This is a genomic window from Streptomyces sp. NPDC002793 (assembly GCF_040295485.1).
In the GTDB taxonomy this organism is placed as follows: Bacteria; Actinomycetota; Actinomycetes; order Streptomycetales; family Streptomycetaceae; genus Streptomyces.
In genome coordinates this window covers 1-26288 of the sequence record NZ_JBEOVL010000033.1, presented here as the reverse complement: position 1 = coordinate 26288, position 26288 = coordinate 1, and the positions used below count along the sequence as shown (strand labels likewise).

Below are 26288 nucleotides of genomic sequence, written 5' to 3'. Positions count from 1 at the left end.
GCACCGCGAACGCCCACGCACACCCACACACCCACGCAGGAGACCGAGTTGACCGAGTACACCGACCACTACGCCCCCGAGGGCCTCCGCACACGCGGCACCCTCCTCGTCGTGCCCGGACGGGGCGAGACCCGGGCGGCCTACACCCGGCTCGGCAGCCGGCTGGCCGCCGACGCCTACCGCGTGCGGGTCGTCGACGCCCCCGTCCTCGACGAGCAGGACCTGGCCGGGGCGCTGCTCCGCTTCGGCGCCCTCCTCGCCGCCGCCGTGGAGGACTCCGCCACCGGCGAGGAGGGGGTCGCACGCCCTCTCGTGCTCGTCGGAGCCGACAGCGGAGCCGCCGTCGTCGCGGCGCTCCTAGGCCGGGACGGCGTACCGCCCGCCGCCCGGCCGGACGCCGTCGTCCTCGCGGGCATGCCCGGCCTCGGGGCAGCCACCGACGTGGCCGGCTGGGAGGACGAGCTCGGCGTGCGTACCGCGTGCCCCGCCCACCGGGGCGCCCTGACCGAGGACGCCGGGATCCGGCGCGGCGCGCTCGGCAGGGCGGTGCCGGAGGCCCTGCTCTCGTCGGCGTACGGCAGTGAGGTGGGCGTCCCCGTACTGCTCCTGGCCGGTGACACCGATCCGCTCGCGGACCACGAGGCACTGGCGCGCACGGCGAAGTCCCTTCCGAAGGCCCGGCTCTCGGTGGTGCGGGGCGCACACCACGACGTCCTGAACGACACGCAGCACCGTTCGGTGGCCGCGGAGCTCGTCACCTTCCTGGAGACCGTGCGCAACGAGCTGGTGCCGGTCGTCACGGTCGAAGCGAGCACGTGGTAACCCCTGTCACGCCCGGCACCGCCGGGATGTCCGCCCCGTAGAGAAAGGCTCTCCCATGGCAACCATCCTGTCCGTCTCCGGCAGTCCCTCCGCCACCTCCCGCACCGCACGCCTCCTGCGCCACCTGGACGACCGGCTCCGGGACCAGGGCCACGAGGTCACGCCGTTGGACGTGCGCACCCTGCCCGCCGAGGCACTGCTCGGCGCCGATTTCCGCCACCCGGCCGTCGTCGGGGCCACAGCACTGTTCGAGGCGGCGGACGGGGTGGTCATCGGCACCCCCGTCTACAAGGCCGCCTACTCGGGTCTGCTGAAGACGCTGCTGGACGTGCTCCCGCAGTTCGCGCTGACCGGCAAGACCGTGCTGCCGCTGGCCACCGGGGGCAGCACGGCCCATGTGCTGGCGATCGACTACGCGCTGCGCCCGGTGCTCAGCTCCATGGGAGCGACGCACATCGTCCCGGGCTGGTTCACGCTCGACAAGGACATCACCACCGGCGAGGACGGCACACTGGCCGTCGCCCCCGGCACGGCCGAGGCCCTCGCCCAGGTCACGGACACCTTCTCCCGGGCACTGGGCGGGCGCACGGCTGTGCTGGCGCCCACGGGCTGAGAGCCTCCGCCACCTCACTTTGCCCTGAGGTGCCGCCACACCGCCTTGGCCGCGTGGTGGCCGGACATGCCGTGCACACCGGGACCGGGCGGGGTGGCCGACGAGCAGAGGAAGACCGCGGGGTGAGCGGTGGCGTACGGCACGCGGGCGAGCTTGGGTCGGAGCACCGTCTGCAGCCCGGCGAACGCGCCGGTGGCGATGTCACCGCCGACGTAATTGGCGTTACGGGCCGCGAGTCGGGGCGGTCCGGCGATCGCGCGGGCCAGGACGAGGTCACGGAACCCCGGCGCGAATCGCTCCAGTTGGCGCTCGATGACCTCGGTGGCGTCGCCTTCCCAGCCGGACGGGACGTGCCCGTACACCCAGAAGACGTGGCGGCCCGCCGGGGCGCGCGTCGGGTCGACGATGCTCGGCTGAGCGGTGATCAGGAACGGGACGCTCGGGTCCCGCCCCTCCCCCGCCGCGCGCAGGGCCGCGTCGATCTCGGCTGCGGAGGGGCCGAGGTGGACCGTGCCGGCGCGGCGGGCGTCCTCGGCGGTCCAGGGCACGGGGCCCGACAGCGCGTAGTCGATCTTGAAGCAGGAGGGCCCGTAGCGGTAGTGGTCGTACGCCCCGCCCAGCCCGGCGATACGGGCGAGCGCGGTCGGCGAGGTGTCGAAGACGTACGCGCGGGCGGGCGGCAGTTCGTCGAGGCGTCTGACCTCGATGCCCGTGCGGATGGTGCCGCCCTCTTCGAGGAGGAAGGCGGCCAGCGCGTCGGAGATGGCCTGCGAGCCGCCGCGCGGCACCGGCCAGCCGTTCTCGTGTGCCGCGAGTGCGAAGAGCAGTGCGATGCCGCCGGTCGCGATGCCACTGGCAGGTGCGATGGCGTGCCCGGCGAGCCCCGCGATCAGACCGCGTGCCTTCTCCCCCCGGAAACGCCGGGAGAGAAGGGTGGCGGGCTGGACCGCTGCCAGCCCGAAGCGCGCGTAGCGGTGCGGATCCTTGGGCAGGCCGTCCCACGGAGTGCGCAGGAAGTCCTCCGCGAGGGTGTCCCAGTGCCCCGTGAAGGGAGCGACCAGCCTGCGGTAGGCGCCCGCGTCCTCCGGGCCCAGCGACATGGCGGTCTCCCCGACGGACCGGGTGAGCACCGCGGCGGAGCCGTCCGGGAAGGGGTGGGCGAGCGACAGCGGGGCGTGGAGCCATTCGAGGCCGAGCCGGGCGAGCGGCATGGCGCGGAAGGCCGGGGACCCGATGCCCAGCGGGTGCACGGCGGAACACGGGTCGTGGAGGAAGCCCGGGAGGGTCAGCTCCTCCGTGCGGGCACCGCCGCCGACGGTCTCCCCCGCCTCGAAGACCTCTACGGCGAAGCCGCGGCGGGCCAGCTCGACCGCGGCTGTCAGCCCGTTCGGGCCCGCCCCCACGACGACGGCATCCAGCATCGATGGCACCTTCGGACTCCTTCGTCAGCCGATGGCCAGGGAACCCAGGATATTCGCGCGCACCCACATCGGGCCCCCGGGTAACCTCCCGCCCGATGAACCACGCATGCATACCCTCTCCCGCCGTCGCCGCGATGGCCTCCCGGCTCGTCCGGCTCTCCGGCGTCGAGGCCGTCACCCTGGGCGGAAGCCGGGCCCGGGGCACCCACCGCCCCGATTCCGACTGGGACCTCGGCGTCTACTACCGGGGTGCCCCGGACCTGGCCGCTCTCACCGCACTGGCGTCCGAGGTCCAGGGGGCGCCCGCCGAGGTGGCGGGACCCGGGGATTGGGGCATCTGGGTGAACGGCGGGGCGTGGCTGACGGTCGACGGCGTCGCCGTCGACTGGATCCTGCGCGATCTGGACCGCGTGGAGGCCGTGTGGTCGGACTGCCGGGCGGGGCGCTTCGAGGTGGGCATCCAGCCCGGCCACCCGCTGGGCTTCTGGTCCCCGTGCTACGTGGGCGAGGTCGCCCTGGGCCAGGTCGTCGAGGACCCGAGCGGCGGGCTCACGGCCCTACGGAAAGCGATGCGCGTCTACCCCGACCCGCTGCGCCGTGCGCTGACCGACACGGCGTGGGAGGCGGACTTCTCCGTGGCCGCCGCGCGTAAGTCGGCCTCGTCCGGGGACACGCTCCACGTCGCCCTCTGTCTGTCGAAGGCCTTCGGGGTCCTCGCCCAGGCCCTGCACGCCCACCACCGTGTCTGGTGTCTCAACGAGAAGGGTGCGCTCGCCTCCGCCGCAGCCCTGCCGGCCACCCCGGCCGGCTTCGCCGACCGGGTGTCCGAGGCGCTGCGCGGTCTGGGCCCGGCCTCCGTGGAGACGGCGGCCGGTGTCGTACGCGAGGTGAGGGCGGTGCTGGACGGCTCCTCAGCCCCCGGCGGCCGGCCCCCGGCCGGTCCGTAGCGCCTGGAGGACCCGCTCCGCCGTCCCCCGGTCCCTGGCCGCGGTGAACGGCAGGTCGTTGCCGCCGGTGATGCGGTACGGGACACCCGAGAGCGTCGACTGCGAGCCGCCCGCCTCGGTGACCAGGAGCAGGCCCGCCGCGTGGTCCCAGGCGAACTCCCAGTTGAAGGCCACCGCGTCCTGCGCGCCGCACGCCACGGCGAGGTACTCCAGGCCGGCCGATCCGCACGCGCGGGCGTCGATGCCGTCGGTCCGCAGGCCGAGCAGAGCACGCTTCTGGGCGTCGGAGGTGTAGTCGGGGTGGGACATGGCCACCTTGAGCACCGCGCCGGGCGCGGGCGAACCGCTGTGCAGCGCGGTGCCGTTGAGCGTGGCGCCCCGTCCCTTCACGGCTACCGCCATCTCGTCGAGGACGGGGGCGTACGTCCATGAGGCGTACACCTCGCCGTGCAGGGCGAGGGCCACCAGGGTGCAGAAGCCGGGTTCGCCGTGCACGAACTGGCGGGTGCCGTCGACCGGGTCGACGATCCACACGGGCGCGTCGCCGCCGAGCGCGTCGTAGACGGCGGGGTCGGCGTGGACCGCTTCCTCGCCGACCACGACCGAGCCCGGCAGCAGCCGGGTCAGGGACGCGGTGAGGTGTTCCTCGGCCAGCCGGTCCGCGGCGGTGACCAGGTCGTGCGGGCCGCTCTTCTCGACGATCTCGTGTGCGGCGAGCTGCCGGTAGCGGGGCAGGATCTCGGCGGCGGCCGCCGCGCGGACCACTGCTTCCACCTCGGCCGTCTGCCCGGCGTGCCCGGCGGTCCCGTACAGGAAGTCATCGATCATGACTCCAGCTAAGCACGGTCCGCCGGGGGCGCCCCGGGCAGGTGGTCAGCGGCCTACGGCGTAGCCCTGCATCCCCCGGGGATTGGCTGCGGCCGACAGCACACCGGTCTCCGGGTCACGGGCGACGGCACACAACCGGCCCTCGGACCACGGGTCACCGACCGTGACGTGGTGGCCGCGGCGGCGGAGTTCTCCGACGACCTCCGGGTCCATGCCGTCCTCGACGGTGACGCTGCCCGGGCGCATCCCGCGCGGGAAGAAGGAGCCCGGGAAGCTGTCGTTGTGCCAGTTCGGGGCGTCTATGGCGCCCTGGAGGTCGAGCCCGCCCCGGACCTCGGCGCGCAGCGCCACGGCGAGGAAGAAGTGCAGCTGCCACTGGTCCTGCTGGTCGCCGCCGGGGGTGCCGAAGGCCATGACGGGGACCCCGTCGCGCAGGGCGAGGGACGGGGTGAGGGTGGTGCGTGGGCGGCGGCCGGGGGTCAGCGTGTTCGGCAGGCCCTCGTCGAGCCAGGCCATCTGGAGCCGGGTGCCGAGCGGGAAACCGAGCCCGGGCACGACCGGGTTGGACTGGAGCCAGCCGCCGCTGGGGGTCGCGGCGACCATGTTGCCCCAGCGGTCGACGATGTCGAGGTGGCAGGTGTCGCCCCGGGTCGCGCCGTCCTCGGCCACCGTCGGCTCGCCCGCTCCGGCCGCCGGGACGCCCAGGGCGCCGAAGCCGGAGGCGACGGCGCGGGCGTGCGCGCTGAGCAGCGGAGTGCGGCCGTCGGGGCTGCCGGGGCGCAGCTCCAGGGAGGCGGTGTCCTTGATCAGGGCGCGGCGCTCGTCGTTGTACGGCCCGGAGAGCAGCGTGTCGAGCGGTACGCCGGTGGCGTCGCCGTACCAGGCCTCACGGTCGGCCATAGCGAGCTTGCAGCCCTCGATGAGCAGGTGGACGTAGTCGGCGGAACCGTACGCCGGGAGCTCGGCCGGGAGGAGGGCGAGCTGCTGGAGGAAGGCGGGGCCCTGGCTCCAGCCTCCGGCCTTGGCCAGTGTCCAGCCGTTCCAGTCGTAGGTGGCGGGCGCCTCGTACGTCGCGGACCAGTCCGCCAGGTCGGCGGCGGTGAGTGTGCCGGTGTGGCGGGTACCGCTGGTGTCCATGGTGGGGACGGCGGCCTGGCGGACCAGTGCCTCGCCGATGAACCCCGTACGCCAGACGGCGCGGGCCGCGTCGATCTGGGCGTCCCGGTCCCGGCCGCCCTTCTCCTCGGCCTCGGCCAGCAGACGGCGCCAGGTCGCGGCGAGGGCCGGGTTGCGGAACAGCGTGCCGGGCCGGGGCGCCTCTCCTCCGGGGAGGTAGACCTCGGCGGAGCTCGGCCACTCCGTCTCGAAGAGCGCGCGGACGGTCTCCACGGTCCGGCCGACCCGCTCGACGGGGGCATGGCCGTCCTCGGCGTATTCGATCGCGTAGCGCAGGACCTCGGCGAGGGTCTTCGTCCCGTGGTCTCGCAGCAGCAGCATCCAGGCGTCGAACGCGCCCGGCACGGCGGCGGCGAGCGGGCCGGTGCCGGGGACCAGGTCCAGGCCGAGCGAGCGGTAGTGCGCGGCGGAGGCCCCCGCGGGGGCGGGGCCTTGGCCGCAGAGCACCTGTACGTCGCCGTCCTTCGGCGCCAGGATCATCGGGACCTCGCCGGCCGGGCCGTTGAGGTGCGGTTCGACGACGTGCAGGACGAATCCGGCGGCGACGGCCGCGTCGTAGGCGTTTCCGCCGCCCTCCAGGACGGCCATCGCGGACTGCGAGGCGAGCCAGTGGGTGGAGGACACCATGCCGAAGGTGCCCTGGAGGGTGGGCCGGGTCGTGAACATCGCGCGTCACCTTGCCAGTTGTGCGGGTCAGACGGGCCGATCACGGCTCACGATCGGGCTTGGGGAGAATCTGGGGAGTTTCACCCTGCAAGGTCGTTCACCTGATCGCCGAGCAGGCTATCGATCGCCTGTCGCCCTCTGCGACCCCCTACGGCATGAGGCGCGCATAGTGATCGAGGGTGATGGCCGGTGACGCGTGCTGCTCGGGTTGGACGACGGGAAACTTCACCCCGGTGAGGTCTTCGGAGACGGCCCACAGCCGCTGCTGGACGGCCACCTCGTACGATTGCGGGCTGGAGGTGACCAGGCGGGGGTGGCCCTTGACCTCGTTGCGTCCGCCGGGACCGTAGTACTGGCCACCGAGCACGCCGGGGTCGGTGGCGGCGCGCAGGCTCGGCAGCGCGCCCATGGCCGGCGTCTGGGTGATCAGCGGCGCGAGCCAGGTGAGCGGAAGCCGGAGGGCGGCGGGGGTGTTGCGGGCGAGCTCGGTGCTGGACATGCCGGGGTGCGCGGCCACCGCGACGGTGGTGCCGCGCGTGGCGAGCCGACGCTGCAGCTCGTACGTGAACATCAGGTTGGCCAGTTTGGACTGACCGTAGGCGGCGGCCCGACCGTACGACCGCTCCCAATGCAGGTCGTCGAAGTGGATCGCGGCCCGAATGCGGTGGCCGGTGCTGCTGACCGTCACCACGCGCGAGCCCGGCACCGGCAGCATCAGGTCCAGCAGCAGCCCGGTGAGCGCGAAATGGCCGAGGTGGTTGGTGCCGAACTGCATCTCGAAGCCGTCCCGGGTGGTCTGCTTCGGGGTGTACATCACGCCGGCGTTGTTGATCAGCAAGTCGATCCGGTCGAGCCGGGACCGCAGCGCCGCCGCCGCGGTCCGGACGGACTCGAGCGAGGTCAGGTCCAGCGCCTGCACGGTCACATCGCCGGTCATGCGGGCCGCTGCCCGCTCGCCCTTCTCGACGTCGCGCACGGCGAGCACCACGGACGCCCCACGCTCGGCGAGCACCTTGGCGGTCTCGTACCCCAGTCCGGTGTTGGCCCCGGTCACCACGGCCACCCGCCCGCGCTGGTCCGGAACGTTCGCCGTCGTCCACTTGTCGCTCATGTCAGGCCCCCAACTGCTTTATCGTACCGGAGGTATCTTCCATGCCGACGTTAAAGTACTTTCGGTACGTTGCCAACGTACCGAAGGTACTTAAGTTAGGCTGGTGATCGTGACTTTTCAGCGGGCGCGAACCGAAGAACAGAGGGAGGTCCGGCGACGGGCGATCCTCGACGCGGCGTCGGCGATGCTCGACGAGATGCCGGTGGCCGCGGTCACCCTGAACGAGCTCAGCCGCCGGGTGGGCCTGGCGAAGCCGAACGTGCTGCGCTACTTCGAGTCGCGCGAGGCGGTGCTGCTGGAACTGCTGGACCACTTCCTGCAGGAGTGGCTGACGGAACTGGCGGACGAGCTGGCTGCCGGCGTCCACGAAGATCTACCCATGTCCGAGCGGGCGGCAGCGGTGGCCGAGATCCTCAGCCGCTCACTCTCCGGCCGACCGGTGCTGTGCGACCTCTTCGGCGCACAGGGCAGCGTCCTGGAACACAACGTCTCCGTCGAGGTCGTGGCACGCTACAAGCACGCCTCGCTGGACCGCCTTACCACCATGACCGCCCTGATCGAGAGGTACCTGCCGGAGCTGGGCGAGAACGCGACCCTGTTCGCCCTGCAAACCATGGTCATGGCCGGCGCGCTGTCGGCGTACAGCACACCCCCACCCAGCCTGCGGGCCGCCTACGAGGCCGAGCCGGTCCTGGCCCGCTTCCACCTGGAGCTGGCAATCTCCTTGAAGCTGGCCCTGACCGCGACCCTCATGGGCGTCCTGCCTCGCGGCTGACCTCAGTTGTGGTGGAACAGCCGAATACGCATCCGTCGGCGTCGAGCTGCCCGATCTCGCTCGCATCCGCCGGGCGGCCGAAGAATGGCCACCCCTGGCCGCTCCAGCCCTTCAGCCCTTCAGCCACGAGGGACTGCGGCGTCACTCGTTCACATGTTTTGGCCGTGATGGTCCACCAGGACGGTGAGGAGCTGGGCCGGCTGCTCGCGTTCCGGCGAGGTCAGAGAGGCACAAGCACCGCGTTCTCCGCCTCGGTGAGCAGTGTGTCCAGCTTCGGTGGTTTCCGGTGCCCCACTCGGTGAGGGCGAATGGCCACGACCGACTGGCGGCCCGTCCCGCACAGGGAAGAGAACCCGGTCGCCGCGCGCTAACGTGGAAGGGATTCACACTCAGCGGAGGCCAGACGATGCACGGCGAATACAAGGTTCCTGGCGGCAAACTCGTGGTGGTCGACCTGGAGAACCAAGGGGGCGTACTGCGCGGTGTCCGGGTCGCGGGCGATTTCTTCCTGGAACCCGACGAGGCGATCGCGGCGATCGACGCAGCCCTGGAAGGTGCCCCCGCCGACACCGACGCCACCGGACTGGCCGCCCGCATCGAAGCGGCACTGCCCGAGGGCACGGTGATGTACGGGATCACCGCCGAGGGGGTCGCGGTGGCGGTGCGCCGGGCGCTCGCGCAGGCCACCGACTGGACCGACTACGACTGGCAGTTCATCCACGCGGGCCCACAGGCCCCGGCTCTGCACATGGCCCTCGACGAGGTGCTCACCACCGAGGTCGCCGCCGGGCGTCGGCCCCCGACGCTCCGCGTCTGGGAGTGGGGCGCCCCCGCCGTCATCATCGGCAGCTTCCAGTCCCTCCGCAACGAGGTCGATGCCGAGGGCGCCGCACGCCACGGCGTCACCGTCGTACGCCGTATCTCGGGCGGCGGAGCCATGTTCGTGGAGGCGGGGAACACCATTACGTACTCCCTGTCGGTCCCCTCGTCCCTGGTATCGGGACTCTCCTTCGCCGACTCCTACGCCTATCTCGACGAATGGGTCCTGGAGGCGCTCGGAGACATGGGAATCAAGGCGTGGTACCAGCCTCTCAACGACATCGCCACGGATGTCGGGAAGATCGCGGGCGCAGCCCAGAAGCGCATGGTCGGCCCGGACGGAGGACCGGGCGCGATCCTCCACCACGTCACCATGTCCTACGACATCGACGCTGGAAAGATGCTGGAGGTCCTCCGCATCGGCAAGGAGAAGATGTCGGACAAGGGCACCAAGTCCGCCAAGAAGCGCGTCGATCCGTTGCGCCGTCAGACGGGCCTGCCCAGGGAGGCTGTCATCGACCGCATGGTGCAGTCCTTCCACGACCGCTACGGCCTGGCACCCGGCAGCGTCACCGGCGAGGAGCTGGCGCGTGCGGAGGAACTGGCCGCGACGAAGTTCAGCAGCGCGGAGTGGACGGCGCGAGTGCCGTAAGGGACCCGGCGCTCCCGGCCCACTGACGCGGGAACGGCCGCCCCGGCAGGCGTGTGCCTGCCGGGGCGGCCGTTCCGTGCGGGTACGCGGCCGGGATCAGCCCAGGGTCGCGATGGCCTTGTTGAAGGTGGCCGACGGACGCATGACGGCCTCCGCCTTCGCCGGGTCGGGCTGGTAGTAGCCGCCGATGTCGGCCGGCTTGCCCTGGACGGCGACGAGCTCGGCGACGATGGTCTCCTCCTGCTCGGCCAGCGTCTTGGCGAGCGGCCCGAACGCCTCCGCGAGCGCGGCGTCGTCGCTCTGCTTCGCCAGCTCCTGGGCCCAGTAGAGCGCCAGGTAGAAGTGGCTGCCACGGTTGTCGATGCCGCCGAGCCTGCGGCTCGGGGACTTGTCCTCGTTGAGGAAGGTGCCCGTGGCCCGGTCCAGGGTCTCGGCGAGCACCTTGGCGCGCGCGTTGTCCGTGGTGGTGGCGAGGTGCTCGAAGCTGACGGCGAGCGCGAGGAACTCACCCAGGCTGTCCCAGCGCAGGTAGTCCTCCTTGACCAGCTGCTGGACGTGCTTGGGCGCGGAGCCGCCGGCGCCGGTCTCGAACAGTCCGCCGCCGTTCATGAGCGGGACGACGGAGAGCATCTTCGCGCTGGTGCCCAGCTCGAGGATGGGGAACAGGTCGGTGAGGTAGTCACGCAGGACGTTGCCGGTGACCGAGATGGTGTCCTCGCCGCGGCGGATGCGCTCCAGGGAGAACGCGGTGGCCTCCTCCGGCGTACGGATGGAGATGTCCAGGCCGTCGGTGTCGTGGTCGGCCAGGTAGGTGTTGACCTTGGCGATGAGGTTGGCGTCGTGCGCGCGGCCCTCGTCGAGCCAGAACACGGCCGGGTTGCCGGTCGCGCGGGCGCGGGTGACGGCGAGCTTGACCCAGTCCTGGATCGGGAGGTCCTTGGTCTGGCACATCCGGAAGATGTCACCGGCGCCGACGGCCTGCTCCAGGACGACGTCGCCCTTGCCGTCGACGACACGCACCGTGCCGGTGGCGGGGATCTCGAAGGTCTTGTCGTGGCTGCCGTACTCCTCGGCCTTCTGCGCCATCAGGCCGACGTTGGGTACGGAGCCCATGGTCGACGGGTCGAAGGCGCCGTTGGCGCGGCAGTCGTCGAGGACGACCTGGTAGACGCCGGCGTAGCTGCTGTCCGGCAGGACCGCGAGGGTGTCGGCCTCGTTGCCGTCCGGGCCCCACATGTGGCCGGACGTACGGATCATGGCCGGCATGGACGCGTCGACGATGACATCGCTCGGCACGTGCAGGTTGGTGATGCCCTTGTCGGAGTCGACCATCGCCAGGGCGGGGCCCTCGGCGAGCTCGGCCTCGAAGGACGCCTTGATCTCTGCGCCGATGTGCGGCACGGAGTCGAGGCCCTTGAGGATGCCGCCGAGACCGTCGTTCGGGGTCAGGCCGGCCGCCGCGAGCACGTCGCCGTACTTGGCGAAGGTGTTGGGGAAGAAGGCGCGGACCACGTGGCCGAAGATGATCGGGTCGGAGACCTTCATCATCGTGGCCTTGAGGTGCACGGAGAACAGCACGTTCTCGGCCTTGGCACGCGCGACCTGGGCGGTGAAGAACTCACGCAGCGCGGCGACGCGCATGACGGCCGCGTCCACGACCTCACCGGCGAGGACCGGGACGGACTCACGCAGCACGGTGGTCGTGCCGTCGTCGCCCGCGAGCTCGATGCGCAGCGAGCCGGCCTCGGAGATGACGACGGACTTCTCCGTCGAGCGGAAGTCGTCGACACCCATGGTGGCGACGTTGGTCTTCGAGTCGGCGGTCCAGGCACCCATGCGGTGCGGGTGCGCCTTCGCGTAGTTCTTGACCGACGCGGGGGCACGGCGGTCGGAGTTGCCCTCACGCAGGACGGGGTTCACCGCGCTGCCCTTGACCTTGTCGTACCGGGCGCGGACGTCCTTGTCCTCGTCGGTCTGCGGGTCGTCCGGGTAGTCCGGGAGGGCGTAGCCCTGCTCCTGCAGCTCCGCGATCGCGGCCTTCAGCTGCGGGATCGAGGCCGAGATGTTGGGCAGCTTGATGATGTTCGCGCCGGGAGTCCTGGCCAGCTCGCCGAGCTCGGCAAGCGCGTCATCGATACGCTGATCGGCCTTGAGACGCTCCGGGAAGCCGGCGATGATCCGCCCCGCCAGGGAGATGTCGCGGCGCTCCACCGTGACACCCGCGGTCGAGGCGTAGGCCTCGATGACCGGCAGGAACGAGTACGTCGCCAGGGCAGGGGCCTCGTCGGTGTGCGTATAGATGATGGTCGAGTCAGTCACCGGGTGCTCCGCTCCACGTCTGCAACATTGCTTGACATCAAGATATCTCCTCGGCCGTCCCCTCTCCACAGTGGCCCGCGCCCTTTCCGGCGGAACCGGCCACTCCTGTCCGGCGCGGCGCGACGGGAGCGGCTTCCGCGCGCAACGGGTTCCGGCCCATCCGCCACGCCCGGCCCGCCGCGCGGGCGACCGTGCGCGGGCGTAGCCTCGGCCATAGGGTGAACCTCGCTCGCAAGGGCCCTGACCAGGGATGTTTCCGAGGAGGCGCGGTGACAGGACAGCACATCGCCGCACGGGCCGCGGCGTGCACCGCAGTGGTCGTGCTCGCCGTCAGCGGCGGCACCGTGGCGCAGGCGGACGACGACATCGAGTCGCTGCCCGCGGAGCAGATCGCCGACCGATCCCGTGACGCCCTGCTGGACGTCCGGTCCCTGCGCATGGAGGCACGGGGCGATTTCGGGGAGGGCCGCTCCCCCATGACGGCCGACCTCAGCCTGGACCGGGACGGCAACTGCGCGGGCGACGTCGACCTGGGCGAGGGCAAGGGCACGGTCGACATCGTCAAGCGGGGCGACTCGGTCTGGCTGAAGCCGGACGCGGACTTCTGGGAGAACCAGGTACCGGTCGGCGGCTCGGCCTTCGACGCCGTCCTCGCCGGACGGTACATGAAGGGGTCGGCCGAGGACGCCAGGCTGCGGCCCGTCGTGGAGGCGTGCGATCTGGACACCTTCCGCGAACTGGTCACCGACAACGCCGGCACGGCCGCGGGGTCGTTCACCAAGGGTGAGGTGACGACGGTCGACGGCGTGAGGACCGTCCCCGTCACCAGGACGCTCCACGGACAACGGCTGACGGCCTACGTGGACACCGAGGGCGCGCACCACCCGGTGCGGATCACCGTACGGGGCGACGGGGCGGACGCGGCCGTGGACTTCTCCGGCTTCGACGAGCCGGTGCCCACGGCCACGCCGCCCGCCGACGAGACGGTGGACGTCAGCGCCCTGCTCGGCCGGGCTCCGGCTCAGTCCTGACAGCCGGGCCCGGCGCGGCCCGGGCGCCGTCAGCCGGTCGGCAGGAGGTCCGCGGCGGTGACACGGTGGAGATGCACCAGCACATCGAACTGGCGCCCGAGCGAGGTCTGGTAGGCGTCCTCCGGCCAGGCGTTCCCGATGGACCGGGTCAGCCGCTTCTCCGACAGCCAGCCCCGGGTCGGACCGGGTACGGCACGCAGATCGACGTAGTAGTCACGGCGCATGACCCGCTCCAGCACCTCCTCGTTGCTGCCCGCGCCCAGCGGTCCCACCGAGAAACGGCGGTAGGGCTCCTCCGGGTCCGTCAGGTCCATCGCGTTGAACGAGCCCTGCCCGAAGGTGTAGCCGATGTTCATGTAGTCGGCGCCGACCACCTCACGCAGGAACTCCCCCTGGGTCCTCGGATACTGCTCGGGATTGTCGGACTCGTAGGAGACATGGCCGTTGTGGGCCGACAGCAGCATCCGGTGACCGGTGTGACGCTGCCACCACGCGGTGTTCTCCGCCATGGTCCGGTCGCGGAGGAGCATGGCCTGAGCGATCTTCGCCGGGTCGGAGAAGTCGTAGTACGCGTACAGGGTGCCGGTCTGGGAGATGGCCCTGGCGTGCTGGAGGGCCCACGCGTACGCCTCCCGGTCCCCGTCCGGGCCCTGCTCACGGAGCAGCTCGTAGGCGTGCCCCACGAGTGCGGCCGTCCGTTCACGCTCGGCGAGGGGTCGGGTCATGTTCTCGTAGACGGTCTCCTCGACGCTCTTCGTCGGCCGGAACCCGTCGTAGAGGCGGCGGAACTCCGGCAGCAGCTCCGGGTGGTGCGCGGACACGTAGTCCGTGACCGCGTCGAAGAGCTCGGGCCCCGCGTAGCCGTTGTCGTTACCCATGAACTGCACGGGGCGGCCGGGATGGCGGACGTTGTGCGCGCGCATCCACTTCAGCAGATCGAGGTACTCGCGGGTGTTCCATATCCGGTACGAGCTCTGGAACTCCTTCCGCATGATCTGCTCCGGGTCGCCGTTGCCGTGCAGTACGTAGTCGTTGAGGACCAGGCCGGTGGACCAGGGCGCCTCCAGGGCGAAGGTGGTGAAGCCCTTCTCCTCGACGAGGTACCGGAAGACGCGTTGCTTCATCGTGAAGAACTGCCGGGAGCCGTGGGTGGCCTCACCCAGCCCGACGATCTTCGCCGCACCGGTCATGCGGCCGAGTGCGCGCAGGTCGCCGTCGGGGGCGCCGGGCTCCGTGAAGCGCAGCGGGTGCGCGGCGCGGGCCAGGTCGCGTACCGGATCGGCGGTGGTCGCCGCGGTCGCGTGCGCCCGTCCGGTGGCGACGGTCGACGTGGTGAACGCGAGCGTCAGCACCAGCAGGAGCAGGAGCAGAGGTAACCGGAGCAGGTGAGGTGATCGGTGCGAGAGTGCCATGGATCAAGCCTCCCCGCGGGCCGCGGTGCCCGCACAGCCTGCTGCCCGCAGGACTCCTGCGGGGGATATCCCCAGGGCCGCCGCACCGGGCAGCCCGTTCCGTACGCTGGAGGGCATGCGCATGCGCCCCACCCTGAGCTGGACCCCCGCCGCGGACCTGCCGCCGGGCACCACGGATCCGGAGCCGGTCACCGAGGCCCTGGGCTCCGGCGGTGTGCTGGTGCTCAGCGGGGCGGGCATCTCCACGGAGTCGGGCATCCCCGACTACCGGGGCGAGGGCGGGAGCCTGAGCCGGCACACCCCGATGACCTACCAGGACTTCACCGGCGGCGCCCAGGCCCGGCGCCGGTACTGGGCGCGCAGCCACCTCGGCTGGCGCACCTTCGGCCGCGCCCGCCCCAATGCGGGACACCGGGCCGTGACCGCGTTCGGACGGCACGGTCTGCTCTCGGGTGTGATCACCCAGAACGTCGACGGTCTGCACCAGGCCGCCGGCAGCGAGGGCGTCGTGGAGCTCCACGGAAGCCTGGACCGGGTGGTCTGCCTGTCCTGCGGCGCGCTCAGCCCGCGCCGCGAACTGGCCCGGCGGCTGGAGGAGGCCAATGCGGGCTTCAGGCCCGTGGCCGCCGCGATGAACCCGGACGGTGACGCCGACCTCACCGACGAACAGGTCGGGGACTTCCACGTGGTGCCCTGCGTGGTCTGCGGCGGCGTCCTCAAGCCGGACGTGGTCTTCTTCGGCGAGGCCGTGCCCCCGCGGCGGGTCGAACTCTGCCGCGAACTGGTCCGCGAGGCGTCCTCGCTGCTGGTCCTGGGCTCTTCACTGACGGTGATGTCCGGGCTCAGGTTCGTCCGCCAGGCGGCCGAGGCGGGAAAGCCGGTACTGATCGTCAACCGGGACCCGACACGGGGCGACCGGTACGCCACCACCCGCGTCGCACTGCCGCTGGGCCCGGCCCTCACCGCGGTGGCCGACCGGCTGAGTGTCCCCGTCGACGGGGCGGCTGAGCGCACCTGAGGGGGCCCATGCGCTCACCTCCTTTACCGTGCCGAAACCTCTGGAATACCTCAGATTTGTTTCCGCCGGGCAGAGCGCGCTGCCAGAATCACAGGGTTCCTGATCATGAACGTAAGGCCGACGCCGGGTCGCTCCCCCACGGAGCCCTGGCCGGAACCGGCCGTCTCCCCCCTCTCAAAGGCGAACCCCCTCCATGAGTGACGGCAGCATCACGGCAGCTGATCAGCCCGCCTCCGGCGCACCGGCGGCGAGCTCCCCCCACGTGGACGCCGGCGACGCCGGTTACAGCAAGGACCTCAAGTCCCGCCACATCAACATGATCGCCATCGGCGGCGCGATCGGCACCGGGCTCTTCCTCGGTGCGGGCGGACGTCTCGCCGACGCCGGCCCCTCCCTCGCCATCGCCTACGCCGTCTGCGGTGTCTTCGCGTTCTTCGTCGTCCGCGCGCTGGGCGAGCTGATCCTCTACCGCCCCTCGTCCGGCGCCTTCGTCTCCTACGCCCGTGAGTTCATGGGCGAGAAGGGCGCCTTCGCGGCCGGCTGGCTGTACTTCCTCAACTGGTCGACCACGGCGATCGCGGACATCACCGCGGCGGCGACGTACGCCCACTTCTGGGGCATGTTCAGCGACATCCCGCAGTGGATCCTCGCCCTGATCGCCCTCGCCGTGGTGCTCACGGCCAATCTGATCTCGGTGAAGTACTTCGGCGAGATGGAGTTCTGGTTCGCGATCATCAAGGTGGCGGCCCTGGTCGCCTTCATGCTGATCGGTGTCTTCCTCGTGGTCACCCAACATCCGGTGGACGGCCACACCCCAGGCCTGTCCACCGTCTCGGATTCCGGCGTCTTCCCCCTCGGCACACTTCCGATGCTGCTCGTGATCCAGGGCGTCGTCTTCGCCTACGCGTCCGTGGAGCTGTGCGGCGTCGCCGCCGGCGAGACCGAGAACCCCGAGAAGATCATGCCCCGCGCCATCAACTCCATCATGTGGCGCGTCGGACTGTTCTACGTCGGCTCGGTCGTGCTGCTCGCGCTGCTGCTGCCCTACACCGCGTACTCCGGGAATCAGAGCCCGTTCGTCACCGTCATGGACAAGCTCGGTGTACCGGGTGCGGCCGGCGTGATGAATCTGGTCGTGCTGACCGCCGCCCTGTCGAGCCTGAACTCGGGCCTGTACTCCACCGGCCGCATCCTGCGCTCCATGGCCCTGTCGGGTTCCGCACCCCGCTTCACCGGCCTGATGAACAAGGGGCAGGTCCCCTACGGCGGCATCCTGCTGACCGCGGGCTTCGGGGTGCTGGGGGTGGGACTGAACTACGTGGTTCCCGGCCAGGCGTTCGAGATCGTGCTGAACTTCGCGTCGATCGGGATCCTCGGGACCTGGGGCATGATCATGCTCTGCTCCCTGGTGTTCTGGCACCGCTCGCAGGACGGCCGGGTCACCAGGCCCGCCTACCGCCTGCCCTGGGCTCCCTACACCCAGATCGTCACCCTGCTGTTCCTCGTCGGGGTGGCGTTCCTGATGTGGTGGGGCGGCGGCGTCGGCCGGACGACCGTGATGTGCCTGCCGCTGATCGCCGCGGCCCTGGTCGGCGGCTGGTTCGTCGTCCGCGGCCGGGTGCAGGAGATGGCGCGGGCGAAGTAGGGCGGCGGCACGGCCGCCCGGCGCGAGGGACGGGAGCTACGGCCCGTCCCTCCCGGCCCTCAGGTGCTCTGCGGGCGGCGGGTGAGTACGAGCGGGCCGGTCTCGGTGATGGCGACCGTGTGTTCGGAGTGAGCGGTGCGTGAGCCGTCGGCCGAGCGGATCGTCCAGCCGTCGGGGTCGTAGACGATCTTGTCGGTGCCGGCGGCGAACCAGGGCTCGATCGCGAGGGTCAGGCCGGGACGCAGCTTCCAGCCGCGGCCGGGACGGCCGTCGTTGGGGATGTGCAGGTCCTCGTGCATCGTGCGGCCGATCCCGTGACCGCCGAACTCCAGATTGACCGGGTAGCCGTACTGGGCGGCGACCCCGCCGATGGCCGCCGAGATGTCCCCGAGCCTGTTGCCCGGCTGAGCGGCCTCGATGGCGGCCTCCAGGGCGACCTCGGTGGCCTCGATCAGCCGCAGGTCCTCCGGGGCCGGGGTACCGACGATCACGGAGTGGGCCGAGTCCGCGGCCCAGCCGTCGAGGACCACCGCCATGTCCATGGTCAGCAGATCCCCGTCGCGCAGCGTGTAGCTGTGCGGCAGGCCGTGCAGCACGGCATCGTTGACCGAGAGGCACACCACGTTGCGGAACGGCCCCTTCCCGAACGAGGGCTCGTAGTCCCAGTAGCAGGACTCCGCGCCGCGCTCCTTGATCCGTCGGCGCGCGTGGTGCTCCAGGTCCATCAGGTTGACCCCCACCGCGGCGAGGTCCCCGAGCTCCGCCAGCACCTGCCCGAGGAACTGCCCGGTGACGTGCATGCGCTCGATGTCCTGGGGGGTCTTGTGCTCAATCACTGCGATCCTCGATGTCTCCGGGGCACTGGTAGGTATATTTATACCAGGGGCCGGAGTGGTTGCTGCCGGAACGCCCGCCGCTCTAGCATGTGCGCATGGTTCGTCATCCGCTCGCCCCCGAACAGATCGAGGCGGGCCGTCGTCTCGGGGCCGCGTTGCGCACCGCCCGGGCCGGACGCGGCCTCGTCGACGTGGCCGTGGCGGCGGAGATCTCGCCGGAGACCCTCCGCAAGATCGAGACCGGCCGGCTGCCCACGCCCGCGTTCGGCACCGTCGTCCGGCTCAGCGAGGTCCTCGGCGTACCGCTGTCCGAATTGGCGTTCGTCTGGCGCACCGATCCTGCCCTGAGCAAGGTCTCCTAGGGCGACCGAGGGGCTCAGCGGGACAGCGCGGGGATGACCGTGGAGCCGTAGGCGTCGATGGTCGCCTCACGCGCGTCGTGCATGTCGTAGAGGGCGAACTGGTCGACGCCCAGGTCCCGCAGGACCCGGAGCTTCTCGATGTGGGCGTCGGCGGGACCCAGCAGACAGAAGCGGTCCACGATCTCGTCCGGGACGAAGGCGGTGTCCGGGTTCCCGGTGCGGCCGTGGTGGCTGTAGTCGTAGCCGGAGCGTCCGGCGATGTACTCCGTGAGGGCGTCGGGCACCATTCCGGAGTGCTCCCCGTACCGGGAGACGAGATCGGCCACGTGGTTGCCGACCATCCCGCCGAACCAGCGGCACTGCTCACGCGCGTGATCCAGGTCCTCGCTCACGTACGCGGGCGCGGCGACGCAGATCGTGACGGAGTCCGGGTCGCGGCCCGCGGCGGCGGCCGCGTCGCGCACCGCCTTGATCATCCACTCGGCAAGGTAGGGGTCTGCCAGCTGGAGGATGAAGCCGTCGGCCTTCTCCCCGGCCAGCGCGAGGGCCTTGGGCCCGTACGCGCCCATCCAGAGGGGCAGCCGGCCCTCCTTCACCCAGGGGATCCGGACCGGCCGGCCGCCGACGGTGGCCTCGCGCCCTTCGGCGAGGTCCCGGATCACCTCGATGGCCTCGCCCAGCCGGGCCAGCGTGTCGGGCTTGCGGCCGGCCACTCTCATCGCGGAGTCACCGCGCCCGATGCCGCAGACGGTGCGGTTGCCGTACATCTCGTTGAGCGTGGCGAACGTGGAGGCGGTGACCTCCCAGGTGCGGGTCCCCGGATTCGTCACCATCGGGCCCACGATCAGTCGTTCGGTGTGCTCCAGGATCCGGCTGTGGATGACGAAGGGCTCCTGCCACAGCACCGCGGAGTCGAAGGTCCAGCCGTAGCGGAAGCCGTTCCGCTCCGCGCGGCGCATGAGTCCGACGACGGCCGAGGCGGGCGGGTCGGTCTGCAGGACGAGTCCGAAATCCATGACAGATGCTCCTACTCGACGTACTGACACCTGGCGCACGCGGGGCACAGCTCGTCGCGGCCTGCGTCGCGGAGGGACAATCCTGGACCGCTTCCCCGGCTTTGGGAAGGGGCAGTCTACGCGCGGTGCGTCCCCGGGCACGGAGCCTGGACGGCGGGTCCCCGGGCCTCCTGACGCGTACTCAGGTCACTTCCGCGCCCGAGGGCACCGCCGAACGGCGGAGCGCGGCGGCCGAGTCCCTGCTCCGTCGTTGCTCCGCGACGTCGGCCACGGGGGCGGAGAGCAAGAGGGCCCGGGTGCAGGGGTGCCGCGGGTCGGTGGTGACGGCATGGGCGTCGCCCGGCTCCCGGGGCAGCCGGTTCGCCGCGTCCGACGGGTGGTGGACCCGCGCCAGGAGATCACCCAGCCGGCCGCGCGGGAGCGCGGCCGACGTCGAGACCCGAGTTTCCTCCGAGCCCGCTTCCGCCCAGCACGTGGTCGGCTGGACGGAAGCGGGGCGGTCCCCTCTGGTCGTTCTCTCAGCACAAGGGTCCCGCGCGGCCTTCCAGACCGGAAGGTGCACGCCTGAAGAGGCGTCCGCTACCCATGGTGCACTCTCCGACGCGTGCCACAACGAGAAGTGCGACCTTGCCACCAAAGACATTCATTCAGTCATGTTTTGCCTATATCGAGGGCCGTCATCGAGTATGGACTGACTAAGTGGTCGACGCTCGAAGTCCTTCGGGGGTTGACCGGAGATCTGGCCGTGTGGTCTTCGCAGGCTGGCAGGGTGAGGCTCGTCTACAACAGCTGGGAGATCCAGGCCTGGTCCTGGTCGGTGACGTTGAAGGTGATCAGTTTCTGCTCGGGATCGTCGGCGAGTTGGAGCACGCCGTGCTCCAACTCGATCTCCCTGAGGGCAGGATGACGCAGCCGCTTGGTTCCGGAGCTCAGCGGTACGACCCTGTGCTGTGACTCCCTGACCTCGCGGCTCGCCGCGTGCAAACACTCGAGCAGCGTGCTGACCCGCGTGACTCGCGCCGCCGGCGTCTGTCTTGGGTCGTCAGGGGCGGACCGGTGGTGCACTCATCGCTGCCGTCAGGAACGTGATAGCCCATCGCCGGGCCGCCTCGCCCGCTACCGGGGACGCGCAGCCAGGGGAGGGCTGCTGGTGGACCTGGAGGCGGTCGACGGCCGTCACGGCAAAGATCCCCCGCATCCGGAACGACAGCTCATCCGGGGAAAGGCCGGGCAGTACGCGCGCGAAGGTTGCGAAGTAGCGCTCACGGACCGAGTCCTCGGCTGGGCCGGTCCAGCTGCGTGCCTCCTCGGCCGGGTCGCTGAGGATCGTCACGATCAGCCGGGACGTCCGGGCGCCGCCCTCGTCGCCGGTCGGCATCTCGTCGAACAGCGGCCCCGCGAATGCCTCCACCAGTTCGCTGACCGGTGGGTCGGGGGTCCGGGCGAGGAGTTTGTCGAGCCCGGCGCTCTGGGCGGCGGTGACGGGCTCGGTCACGCGGCGGACGACTGCCGCCATCAGCTCCGCCTTCGAGCCGAAGTGATAGCCGACGGCGGCCAGGTTCGCTCCGGCGAGTTTGGTGATCGCGCGGATGGAGGTGCCGCGGTATCCGTGCTCGGCGAAGAGGTGCTCGGCCGCGTCGAGGATCTGGGTGCGGGTGTCTGGGGTTGCCACATAGAGGACGATACATATGTTTCAATGAAACGAACGTATGATTCAAACGAACGCATGAGTGAGGATTCGCTATGAAGCTACTTGTGTATGGCGCCGGGGTTCTCGGCAGCCTGTTCGCCGCCCGCATGCATGAGGTCGGCCACGACGTCTCGCTCCTCGCTCGGGGCGAACGGCTGACCGCCCTGCGCCGGCGGGGAGTGCAGCTCGCCGAGGAGGGCGGCCCGGTCAGGCGGGTGCCGGTACGGGTGATAGAGCACCCGGACGGCGGCTACGACCTGATCACCGTCCTCGTGCGCACCCACCAGGTGGATGCGGTGCTGGAATCACTCGTCGGCGTCCAAGGTGACGTGCTGTTCCTTCACAACTGGGCCGCCGGCCCGGAGCCGCTGGGCGCGGTGATCGGCCACGAGCGGGTGCTGCTCGGCTTCCCCGCGGCCGCCGGCACCATGGACGGCGACGTGGTCCGCTACCGCAAGACCAACTTCATGACCCGCCGGGTGGCGATGCCGATCGGCGAACCCGACGGCCGCACCACCCCGAGAATCGAACGGATCGTGGAGACGTTCCGCACCGCCGGGATTACCGCCAAGGCCGAGCCGCACATGGATGCCTGGCTCAAGACGCACGCCGCCTTCGAAGTCCCGCTCGGGCAGGCGGTACACGCGGCGGGTGGTCCGGCAATGCTGGCCGACGACCCGGACGCGGTCCGCGGCATGCTCCACCGCATGCGAGAAAATCTCGCCGCGATGAAGACGCCGCCGGTGCCCCGCGCGTTCACCGCGTTGCAGATGCTGCCGCAAGGACTCCTCGCGGCCGTGCTCCGGCGCTTCCTGAAGAGCCCGACGGCTGCGCACAGCGGACTCAACGCACCCTCGTCTGCCACGACGGCCGAACTCGAGCGGCTGGCCGAACAGCTCCGTGCCCCGGCGGGATCCCGCTAAGCCACCGAGGACGGCGAAAACCTCACCACGCACGCCACCGCCAGTCTCACAGTCCTCGAACCTCCGCCAGCTCCACGGACGGCAACCGCTGACCTCATGACCGTTTCAGCAGCAATGGAGCATCCGGCCTCCGGAGTTGGCCGGGGCTTTCCCCTCTTGCGGCCACATCCTTCAAATAGCGCGCCACTACGGGGCGAACGTTGGTCGATGCGCCGCGAAGGCTTCCCGCAGGCGGTGCAGGAAGCAGGCGCTGCCGCTCCCGTTACCGCCTCCGAGAGATGGGCCGCTCTCCTTCCATGCCCGTGTGCTCCGCCGCGCCCGTGGAGCTGACCGCTTTCGAGCGCCACCGGTTCAAGAAGATGGCCTACGAACGCAAGACTCCGCACCAGGGCACCGCGCAGCGAATCCTGGACTTGTATGGCCGTGTCTTCGAGGGCGCTCCGCTCGGCGATGACGAGTACGTCATCTCCGCGGATGAGAAGACCTCTGTCCAGGCCCGCTGCCGCTGTCACCCCACCCTGGCGCCGGGCCAGGCCCGCGCGATGCGTGTCAACCACACCTACGGGCGCGGAGTAGCCCTGGCCTACCTGGCCGCCTACGAGATCCACCGGGCCGAAGTCTTCGGCCGCTGCGAACAGACCACCGGCATCGTGCCGTTCATGAAACTGGTCGAGCAGGTCATGACCATCGAGCCCTACGCCAGCGCGAAACGCGTGTACTGGATCGTCGACAACGGCTCCTCGCAGCGCGGCAAGTCAGCCATCAACCGCATGGACAGCAGGTTCCCGAACGCCGTCATGGTCCATACACCCGTCCACGCCTCCTGGCTGAACCTGATAGAGATCTTCTTCTCCATCGTGCAACGCAAGGTCGTCTCACCCAACGACTTCACGAACCTCGACGAGGTCCGGGACCGGCTCCGAGCATTCGAAGACCGCTATAACGCCACGGCACAGCCGTTCCAGTGGAAGTTCACCACCACCGACCTGGACGATCTACTGACCAGACTCGACCGGCACACACTCACCGACCGACAGGAAAGATCCTCCACCGCACTCGCAGCATGATCAACCCCCGAAGGACTTCGCGTGCTGACCACTAAGCCGTACGGGTGACGTGAGGCCATTGTTCCGTAACTCCATGATCACGTTGAGTCGTGGGACGTCGGCGCTCCATGCTGTCGTTCCGACTTCTTCACGGCGCTTCAGCACCGCTGCGAAGAAGCCTCCTTCCAGACCCATTTTCCGTTCAGGGAAGGTGCGATGACAAGCAGGCAGATGATGACGGTCGCTGGACCGGCGCCGGCCCTCGTGTGGAGCGCGGTGATGACCGGGCTCGGGTGCCTCACCGCCACGGCCGCACTGTTCTCCATATCCGGGCTCCTCGCCCAGCAGATCGTCTCTGCGTTCGAAGGCGCGGATCCACCGCTGGACATGGCGACGGCCTCGTCGGCCGTAAGTCAGGAGTCTGCACGGTGAAGCCGCCCACGGCGCAGGACCAGTCCGGAGGGGAACCTCCCAGCCGCCGGGGACGCCCGCCGGAGCCGATCTGCGACGCTGCCGGTGTGGCACATCGGACGTGGCTGGAGTCGGTCCGCAGCCGGCTTGCCGAGAGCGGCCTGACTCTCGATGACCTCGTCAGCCGATCCGGTTACTCCAAGACCCGGCTGTCCGAACTCCTGCGAGGCAAGGGCTACTATCCCGGCTGGGAGATCACCTACAGCGTGGTCAAGGCCCTGAACATGCCCCCGTGGCCGGTGCGTCGGCTGTGGAGCGCGGCCGCCAGGGAGGCCCGGAAGGACTCTGTCTGGATCAGGAACGGCATTCACGCAGTGCAGCCACTCGGCCCCGAGGAACCGCCCACCGCCCACCTCGGTTTCACGCAGGCCATGCGCCGTCCCTACACCACGTACGCGCGCGCCTTCCTGCAGACCGACCAACGCGCCCAGTGGGTGGTCGCGGAGACCTTCGACATTCTCTGGGTGAACTGGAGAGAGGCCACTGCCAGCCCTGACACGCCCCGTCACGCCTGGCTACTGTTGCGTTCCAGGGTCATGTCCCGCGCTTTTCAGCGCGAAAACCACCCGGACCTGCGTGCGGCGGCGTTCCAGACGGCGGGGCAGGCCGAAATCGACGATCTCGCCGAACGTATGGCCCGCATCGGCAGGCTCGCGGACTTCTTCGACGCTGTCGCACGCCTGCCGCAGGACCAGTTGGATGTCACCGTTCTTCGATATCTGTGCGGAATCGACGCCGACGCCGTGCCCGGCATCGTCGGTCTGCCCCTGGCCATCGCCCACACCCTGGACCACCACGCCCGAGGGGCACTGAACGGCCTGTACCCCCACACCGACACACGGGAGTGATCACCCTGAGCACCGTCGACGACCTCCTCGCCCAGTCCCTGCTGATGGATGCCCCCCGAGTTCCCTCCGATGTCGTCCTCTACGACGACACGGCCTACCACGCGTTCGCCGACGACACCGTCCCGTCATGGGACGGCTACAGGAGCGACGGCTTGGCCGACGACGGCGCCGCGCAGAGCCTTGCCGCCCTGTGCGAGGCGGTCGTCGCACACTGCACCGCCGAACAGCTCACCGACTTCCTCACCGACCAACTGCCGCAGCCACGCGCCGCCTGGATCCTCGGCTGCTTCCTGCAACTCGCCGGCGCCGACGACGGAGCCCGCTTCTGGTGGCAGTACGCGGCCGGCGGCGACGATGCGCCGGCCTCCTACTGCCTCTACCTGCAGCACCTCGCCCACGGTGACAGCCACGCCGCCGCCCTGTGGCAGCGCCAGGCCGATGCCGGAACGCACCACGACGGCACAGACGCTGTACGCGCGGGAGACTCCCCCGCCAACAGGATGGTCACCGCCGACGCCAGCGTCCCCACCGTCCTGCGGATCCTCGTTCGCCTCACCAAGGCCACCTCGCGCCGGCACACAGAGACCGCCACCGCGGTCATCGACTTCGTGGCCACCGCTGTCGCCATCGGCTACGACCGCCACCCCGACCTGGAAATTCCCTTGCCCGGGACAGACTTCGCCGAACATCTGAGGGTCTTCGTCGCGGCAGCCTCGCCCTCCCTGACAGCGGCCTCCTCCCCCCGGACGGCTGCCGGACTCCGCACACCACAGCTTCCTTCCGCGACGACGCAGGAGACGAGCCGGTGCCTACCCAACCGGCCTACGACGGAGAACCTTGCCGAGCACAGCCCGACGAAGCAAGGACCGAGGGGCCCGCAACGCCTGTTGGTGGAAGTCACCGGCACCGACCACGAGTCCACGTCCGCAGCGTTCTTCAAGGACGCGGTTGCCGTGTGCTGGGGGGCCGTCACCGCGGCACTCCCCGACGGCGGCCCCGACGCACGCGGCACCCGCCTGGCCTATTACCTGGACCGCCTCCGCCCGTGGGCTGCATGCACACAGACGGTCCAGGCGCTCTGACACCCTCTTGTCCGACAAGGCCGACCCGATCCGGGATGCTCCACCGCTCCGCCTCTTCGACCTGCCCCGCAGGACGAACCGCCCGGGCCGGGGAATGCCTCTGAAATCGATCCTCAACCATGCGTGGCGCAGCCCATAAACCGCGCATCAGCGATGAATTCAGAGATCGGAAGTTCCTCGCAAGGGTGGCGGAGGGTGGCGCTTCCCGGAACTGTGTGAAGAGATGCGCGGGTGTCCATAAGAATAGCAAGAAGCGGGCAGCCTCATATTCATCCGACCGTGGACACGAGGCGAGACGGCCCGTCCGAAGCCGGCCGTAGCCGTGGTGCGGCGTCACGCCGTCCGAGACCTCCCGGAGAGGGGGCACGCATCGGGACAGCCCGCATGCGTGATGACCTGCAATGATGATGGACGTTTTGCGAGAGACGGGGCCCGAGTACCTCGCCGGCCTTCTGGTTCTGGCGACCGGGGCCCTGACCGGCACCCTGGTGCGCACCGTGCGGCGCCGCGCGGCCGACCGTCGACGGCCCCCCGAGTCCCATCCCGAAGAGAATCTCTGAATCTTTTCCGCATCCACATGGAGTTCCCATGCCGTCACGTAAAAGCGTCGTCAGCAGGACGACACATTCCGGACCGAGTGCGGAAGTCAGCCGTGAGGCGGCTTAGGGCTTGCAGGGAATCAAGGTGTTGCTTCCCGTTCCGGTTGTCGTTGTTGTGGTATGCGCATCGCGGACAGAACTCGTGACCAACTCGCCTTGA

The 26288-nt window shown here is 70.3% G+C and carries 25 protein-coding genes; 15 read left to right on the top strand and 10 right to left on the bottom strand.

Translation table 11 applies throughout. The features are described from left to right. Positions 1-48 precede the first annotated feature (48 nt). Both ABT001_RS26815 and ssuE read left to right on the top strand, forming a co-directional pair. Positions 49-822 (top strand): alpha/beta hydrolase, encoded by a 774-nt coding sequence (locus tag ABT001_RS26815; protein ID WP_351282352.1) that lies wholly within the window; start codon positions 49-51, stop codon positions 820-822. 55 nt (positions 823-877) lie between these two features. Then, complete coding sequence (ssuE, locus tag ABT001_RS26810; RefSeq protein WP_351282349.1) at positions 878-1435, top strand: NADPH-dependent FMN reductase; 558 nt, start codon at positions 878-880, stop codon at positions 1433-1435. A 14-nt stretch (positions 1436-1449) separates the two neighbouring features. Here ssuE and ABT001_RS26805 read toward each other — a convergent pair whose 3' ends face one another. Beyond that, positions 1450-2865 (bottom strand): phytoene desaturase family protein, encoded by a 1416-nt coding sequence (locus ABT001_RS26805; RefSeq protein ID WP_351282347.1) that lies wholly within the window; start codon positions 2863-2865, stop codon positions 1450-1452. A gap of 86 nt (positions 2866-2951) precedes the next feature. Here ABT001_RS26805 and ABT001_RS26800 point away from each other — a divergent pair, with 86 nt between their 5' ends. Continuing rightward, positions 2952-3803, top strand: a complete 852-nt coding sequence (locus tag ABT001_RS26800) for a nucleotidyltransferase domain-containing protein (RefSeq protein ID WP_351282345.1) — start codon at positions 2952-2954, stop codon at positions 3801-3803. Here ABT001_RS26800 and ABT001_RS26795 read toward each other — a convergent pair. The 3 genes from ABT001_RS26795 to ABT001_RS26785 form a co-directional block, all read right to left on the bottom strand. Continuing rightward, complete coding sequence (locus ABT001_RS26795; RefSeq protein WP_351282342.1) at positions 3768-4631, bottom strand: inositol monophosphatase family protein; 864 nt, start codon at positions 4629-4631, stop codon at positions 3768-3770. The two genes, ABT001_RS26800 and ABT001_RS26795, sit on opposite strands and share 36 nt — an antisense overlap. A 45-nt stretch (positions 4632-4676) precedes the next feature. Further along, positions 4677-6473, bottom strand: coding sequence for a gamma-glutamyltransferase family protein (locus ABT001_RS26790; protein ID WP_351282340.1), 1797 nt, complete (start codon positions 6471-6473; stop codon positions 4677-4679). Between the two features lie 148 nt (positions 6474-6621). Continuing rightward, on the bottom strand, positions 6622-7584 hold the full coding sequence (locus ABT001_RS26785) for an SDR family NAD(P)-dependent oxidoreductase (protein ID WP_351282337.1): 963 nt from the start codon (positions 7582-7584) through the stop codon (positions 6622-6624). Positions 7585-7693: 109 nt separating this feature from the next. Between ABT001_RS26785 and ABT001_RS26780 the strand changes: the two genes are divergently transcribed. Further along, complete coding sequence (locus tag ABT001_RS26780; RefSeq protein WP_351282335.1) at positions 7694-8359, top strand: TetR/AcrR family transcriptional regulator; 666 nt, start codon at positions 7694-7696, stop codon at positions 8357-8359. A gap of 406 nt (positions 8360-8765) precedes the next feature. After that, complete coding sequence (gene lplAB / locus ABT001_RS26775; protein ID WP_351282332.1) at positions 8766-9830, top strand: lipoate-protein ligase LplAB; 1065 nt, start codon at positions 8766-8768, stop codon at positions 9828-9830. Between the two features lie 96 nt (positions 9831-9926). Here the strand turns inward: lplAB and ABT001_RS26770 are convergent, their stop codons facing one another. Continuing rightward, positions 9927-12149: an NADP-dependent isocitrate dehydrogenase gene (locus tag ABT001_RS26770; RefSeq protein WP_351282330.1), complete on the bottom strand. Its 2223-nt coding sequence runs from the start codon at positions 12147-12149 to the stop codon at positions 9927-9929. Positions 12150-12418: 269 nt separating this feature from the next. On the opposite strand from ABT001_RS26770, the gene ABT001_RS26765 reads away from it, so the two are divergent. Then, a complete protein-coding gene (locus tag ABT001_RS26765; RefSeq protein ID WP_351282327.1) occupies positions 12419-13180 on the top strand; it encodes a hypothetical protein in 762 nt (253 codons plus the stop codon). A 29-nt stretch (positions 13181-13209) separates the two neighbouring features. On the opposite strand, the gene ABT001_RS26760 is transcribed toward ABT001_RS26765, so the two are convergent. Continuing rightward, complete coding sequence (locus ABT001_RS26760) at positions 13210-14592, bottom strand: erythromycin esterase family protein (protein WP_351282322.1); 1383 nt, start codon at positions 14590-14592, stop codon at positions 13210-13212. A 115-nt stretch (positions 14593-14707) separates the two neighbouring features. Here ABT001_RS26760 and ABT001_RS26755 point away from each other — a divergent pair, with 115 nt between their 5' ends. Continuing rightward, positions 14708-15610: an NAD-dependent protein deacetylase gene (locus ABT001_RS26755; protein WP_351282320.1), complete on the top strand. Its 903-nt coding sequence runs from the start codon at positions 14708-14710 to the stop codon at positions 15608-15610. 193 nt (positions 15611-15803) lie between these two features. Further along, a complete protein-coding gene (locus ABT001_RS26750) occupies positions 15804-17255 on the top strand; it encodes an amino acid permease (protein ID WP_351282318.1) in 1452 nt (483 codons plus the stop codon). A gap of 59 nt (positions 17256-17314) precedes the next feature. Here the strand turns inward: ABT001_RS26750 and map are convergent, their stop codons facing one another. After that, on the bottom strand, positions 17315-18091 hold the full coding sequence (gene map, locus ABT001_RS26745; RefSeq protein ID WP_351282316.1) for a type I methionyl aminopeptidase: 777 nt from the start codon (positions 18089-18091) through the stop codon (positions 17315-17317). 95 nt (positions 18092-18186) lie between these two features. Between map and ABT001_RS26740 the strand changes: the two genes are divergently transcribed. Beyond that, on the top strand, positions 18187-18453 hold the full coding sequence (locus ABT001_RS26740) for a helix-turn-helix domain-containing protein (RefSeq protein WP_351282314.1): 267 nt from the start codon (positions 18187-18189) through the stop codon (positions 18451-18453). A 14-nt stretch (positions 18454-18467) separates the two neighbouring features. On the opposite strand, the gene ABT001_RS26735 is transcribed toward ABT001_RS26740, so the two are convergent. The 3 genes from ABT001_RS26735 to ABT001_RS26725 form a co-directional block, all read right to left on the bottom strand. Next, a complete protein-coding gene (locus tag ABT001_RS26735; RefSeq protein WP_351282312.1) occupies positions 18468-19469 on the bottom strand; it encodes a TIGR03842 family LLM class F420-dependent oxidoreductase in 1002 nt (333 codons plus the stop codon). Between the two features lie 780 nt (positions 19470-20249). Further along, positions 20250-20534: an MmyB family transcriptional regulator gene (locus tag ABT001_RS26730; RefSeq protein WP_351282310.1), complete on the bottom strand. Its 285-nt coding sequence runs from the start codon at positions 20532-20534 to the stop codon at positions 20250-20252. Continuing rightward, positions 20512-21141, bottom strand: coding sequence for a TetR/AcrR family transcriptional regulator (locus tag ABT001_RS26725; RefSeq protein ID WP_351282307.1), 630 nt, complete (start codon positions 21139-21141; stop codon positions 20512-20514). Before ABT001_RS26725 ends, ABT001_RS26730 begins: the two co-directional genes overlap by 23 nt. 71 nt (positions 21142-21212) lie before the next feature. Between ABT001_RS26725 and ABT001_RS26720 the strand changes: the two genes are divergently transcribed. The 6 genes from ABT001_RS26720 to ABT001_RS26695 all read left to right on the top strand — a co-directional run bounded on the left by ABT001_RS26720 (position 21213) and on the right by ABT001_RS26695 (position 26089). Next, positions 21213-22082 carry a ketopantoate reductase family protein gene (locus tag ABT001_RS26720; protein ID WP_351282305.1) on the top strand — a complete coding sequence of 290 codons (870 nt, stop codon included), beginning with the start codon at positions 21213-21215 and terminating at the stop codon, positions 22080-22082. Between the two features lie 296 nt (positions 22083-22378). Continuing rightward, entirely contained in the window at positions 22379-23149 is a 771-nt protein-coding gene (locus tag ABT001_RS26715) for a transposase (protein ID WP_351282302.1), read from the top strand. Positions 23150-23344: 195 nt separating this feature from the next. Further along, entirely contained in the window at positions 23345-23560 is a 216-nt protein-coding gene (locus ABT001_RS26710) for a hypothetical protein (RefSeq protein WP_351282300.1), read from the top strand. 86 nt (positions 23561-23646) lie between these two features. Then, entirely contained in the window at positions 23647-24447 is an 801-nt protein-coding gene (locus ABT001_RS26705; protein WP_351282297.1) for a helix-turn-helix transcriptional regulator, read from the top strand. Continuing rightward, positions 24444-25529 carry a hypothetical protein gene (locus ABT001_RS26700; protein ID WP_351282295.1) on the top strand — a complete coding sequence of 362 codons (1086 nt, stop codon included), beginning with the start codon at positions 24444-24446 and terminating at the stop codon, positions 25527-25529. Before ABT001_RS26705 ends, ABT001_RS26700 begins: the two co-directional genes overlap by 4 nt. Before the next feature lie 416 nt (positions 25530-25945). Next, positions 25946-26089 carry a hypothetical protein gene (locus ABT001_RS26695; RefSeq protein WP_351282292.1) on the top strand — a complete coding sequence of 48 codons (144 nt, stop codon included), beginning with the start codon at positions 25946-25948 and terminating at the stop codon, positions 26087-26089. The last annotated feature ends 199 nt before the right edge of the window (positions 26090-26288 follow it).

What these genes read in the sequence shown, in the direction of transcription:
- ssuE (WP_351282349.1), top strand. Translation starts at nt 878, where the DNA reads ATGGCAACCATCCTGTCCGTCTCCGGCAGTCCCTCCGCCACCTCCCGC.
- ABT001_RS26710 (WP_351282300.1), top strand. Translation starts at nt 23,345, where the DNA reads ATGACAAGCAGGCAGATGATGACGGTCGCTGGACCGGCGCCGGCCCTC.
- ABT001_RS26720 (WP_351282305.1), top strand. Translation starts at nt 21,213, where the DNA reads ATGAAGCTACTTGTGTATGGCGCCGGGGTTCTCGGCAGCCTGTTCGCC.
- ABT001_RS26800 (WP_351282345.1), top strand. Translation starts at nt 2,952, where the DNA reads ATGAACCACGCATGCATACCCTCTCCCGCCGTCGCCGCGATGGCCTCC.
- ABT001_RS26795 (WP_351282342.1), bottom strand. Translation starts at nt 4,631, where the DNA reads ATGATCGATGACTTCCTGTACGGGACCGCCGGGCACGCCGGGCAGACG.
- ABT001_RS26735 (WP_351282312.1), bottom strand. Translation starts at nt 19,469, where the DNA reads ATGGATTTCGGACTCGTCCTGCAGACCGACCCGCCCGCCTCGGCCGTC.
- ABT001_RS26790 (WP_351282340.1), bottom strand. Translation starts at nt 6,473, where the DNA reads ATGTTCACGACCCGGCCCACCCTCCAGGGCACCTTCGGCATGGTGTCC.
- ABT001_RS26740 (WP_351282314.1), top strand. Translation starts at nt 18,187, where the DNA reads ATGGTTCGTCATCCGCTCGCCCCCGAACAGATCGAGGCGGGCCGTCGT.
- ABT001_RS26760 (WP_351282322.1), bottom strand. Translation starts at nt 14,592, where the DNA reads ATGGCACTCTCGCACCGATCACCTCACCTGCTCCGGTTACCTCTGCTC.
- ABT001_RS26715 (WP_351282302.1), top strand. Translation starts at nt 22,379, where the DNA reads ATGCCCGTGTGCTCCGCCGCGCCCGTGGAGCTGACCGCTTTCGAGCGC.
- ABT001_RS26785 (WP_351282337.1), bottom strand. Translation starts at nt 7,584, where the DNA reads ATGAGCGACAAGTGGACGACGGCGAACGTTCCGGACCAGCGCGGGCGG.
- lplAB (WP_351282332.1), top strand. Translation starts at nt 8,766, where the DNA reads ATGCACGGCGAATACAAGGTTCCTGGCGGCAAACTCGTGGTGGTCGAC.
- ABT001_RS26750 (WP_351282318.1), top strand. Translation starts at nt 15,804, where the DNA reads ATGAGTGACGGCAGCATCACGGCAGCTGATCAGCCCGCCTCCGGCGCA.
- ABT001_RS26755 (WP_351282320.1), top strand. Translation starts at nt 14,708, where the DNA reads ATGCGCATGCGCCCCACCCTGAGCTGGACCCCCGCCGCGGACCTGCCG.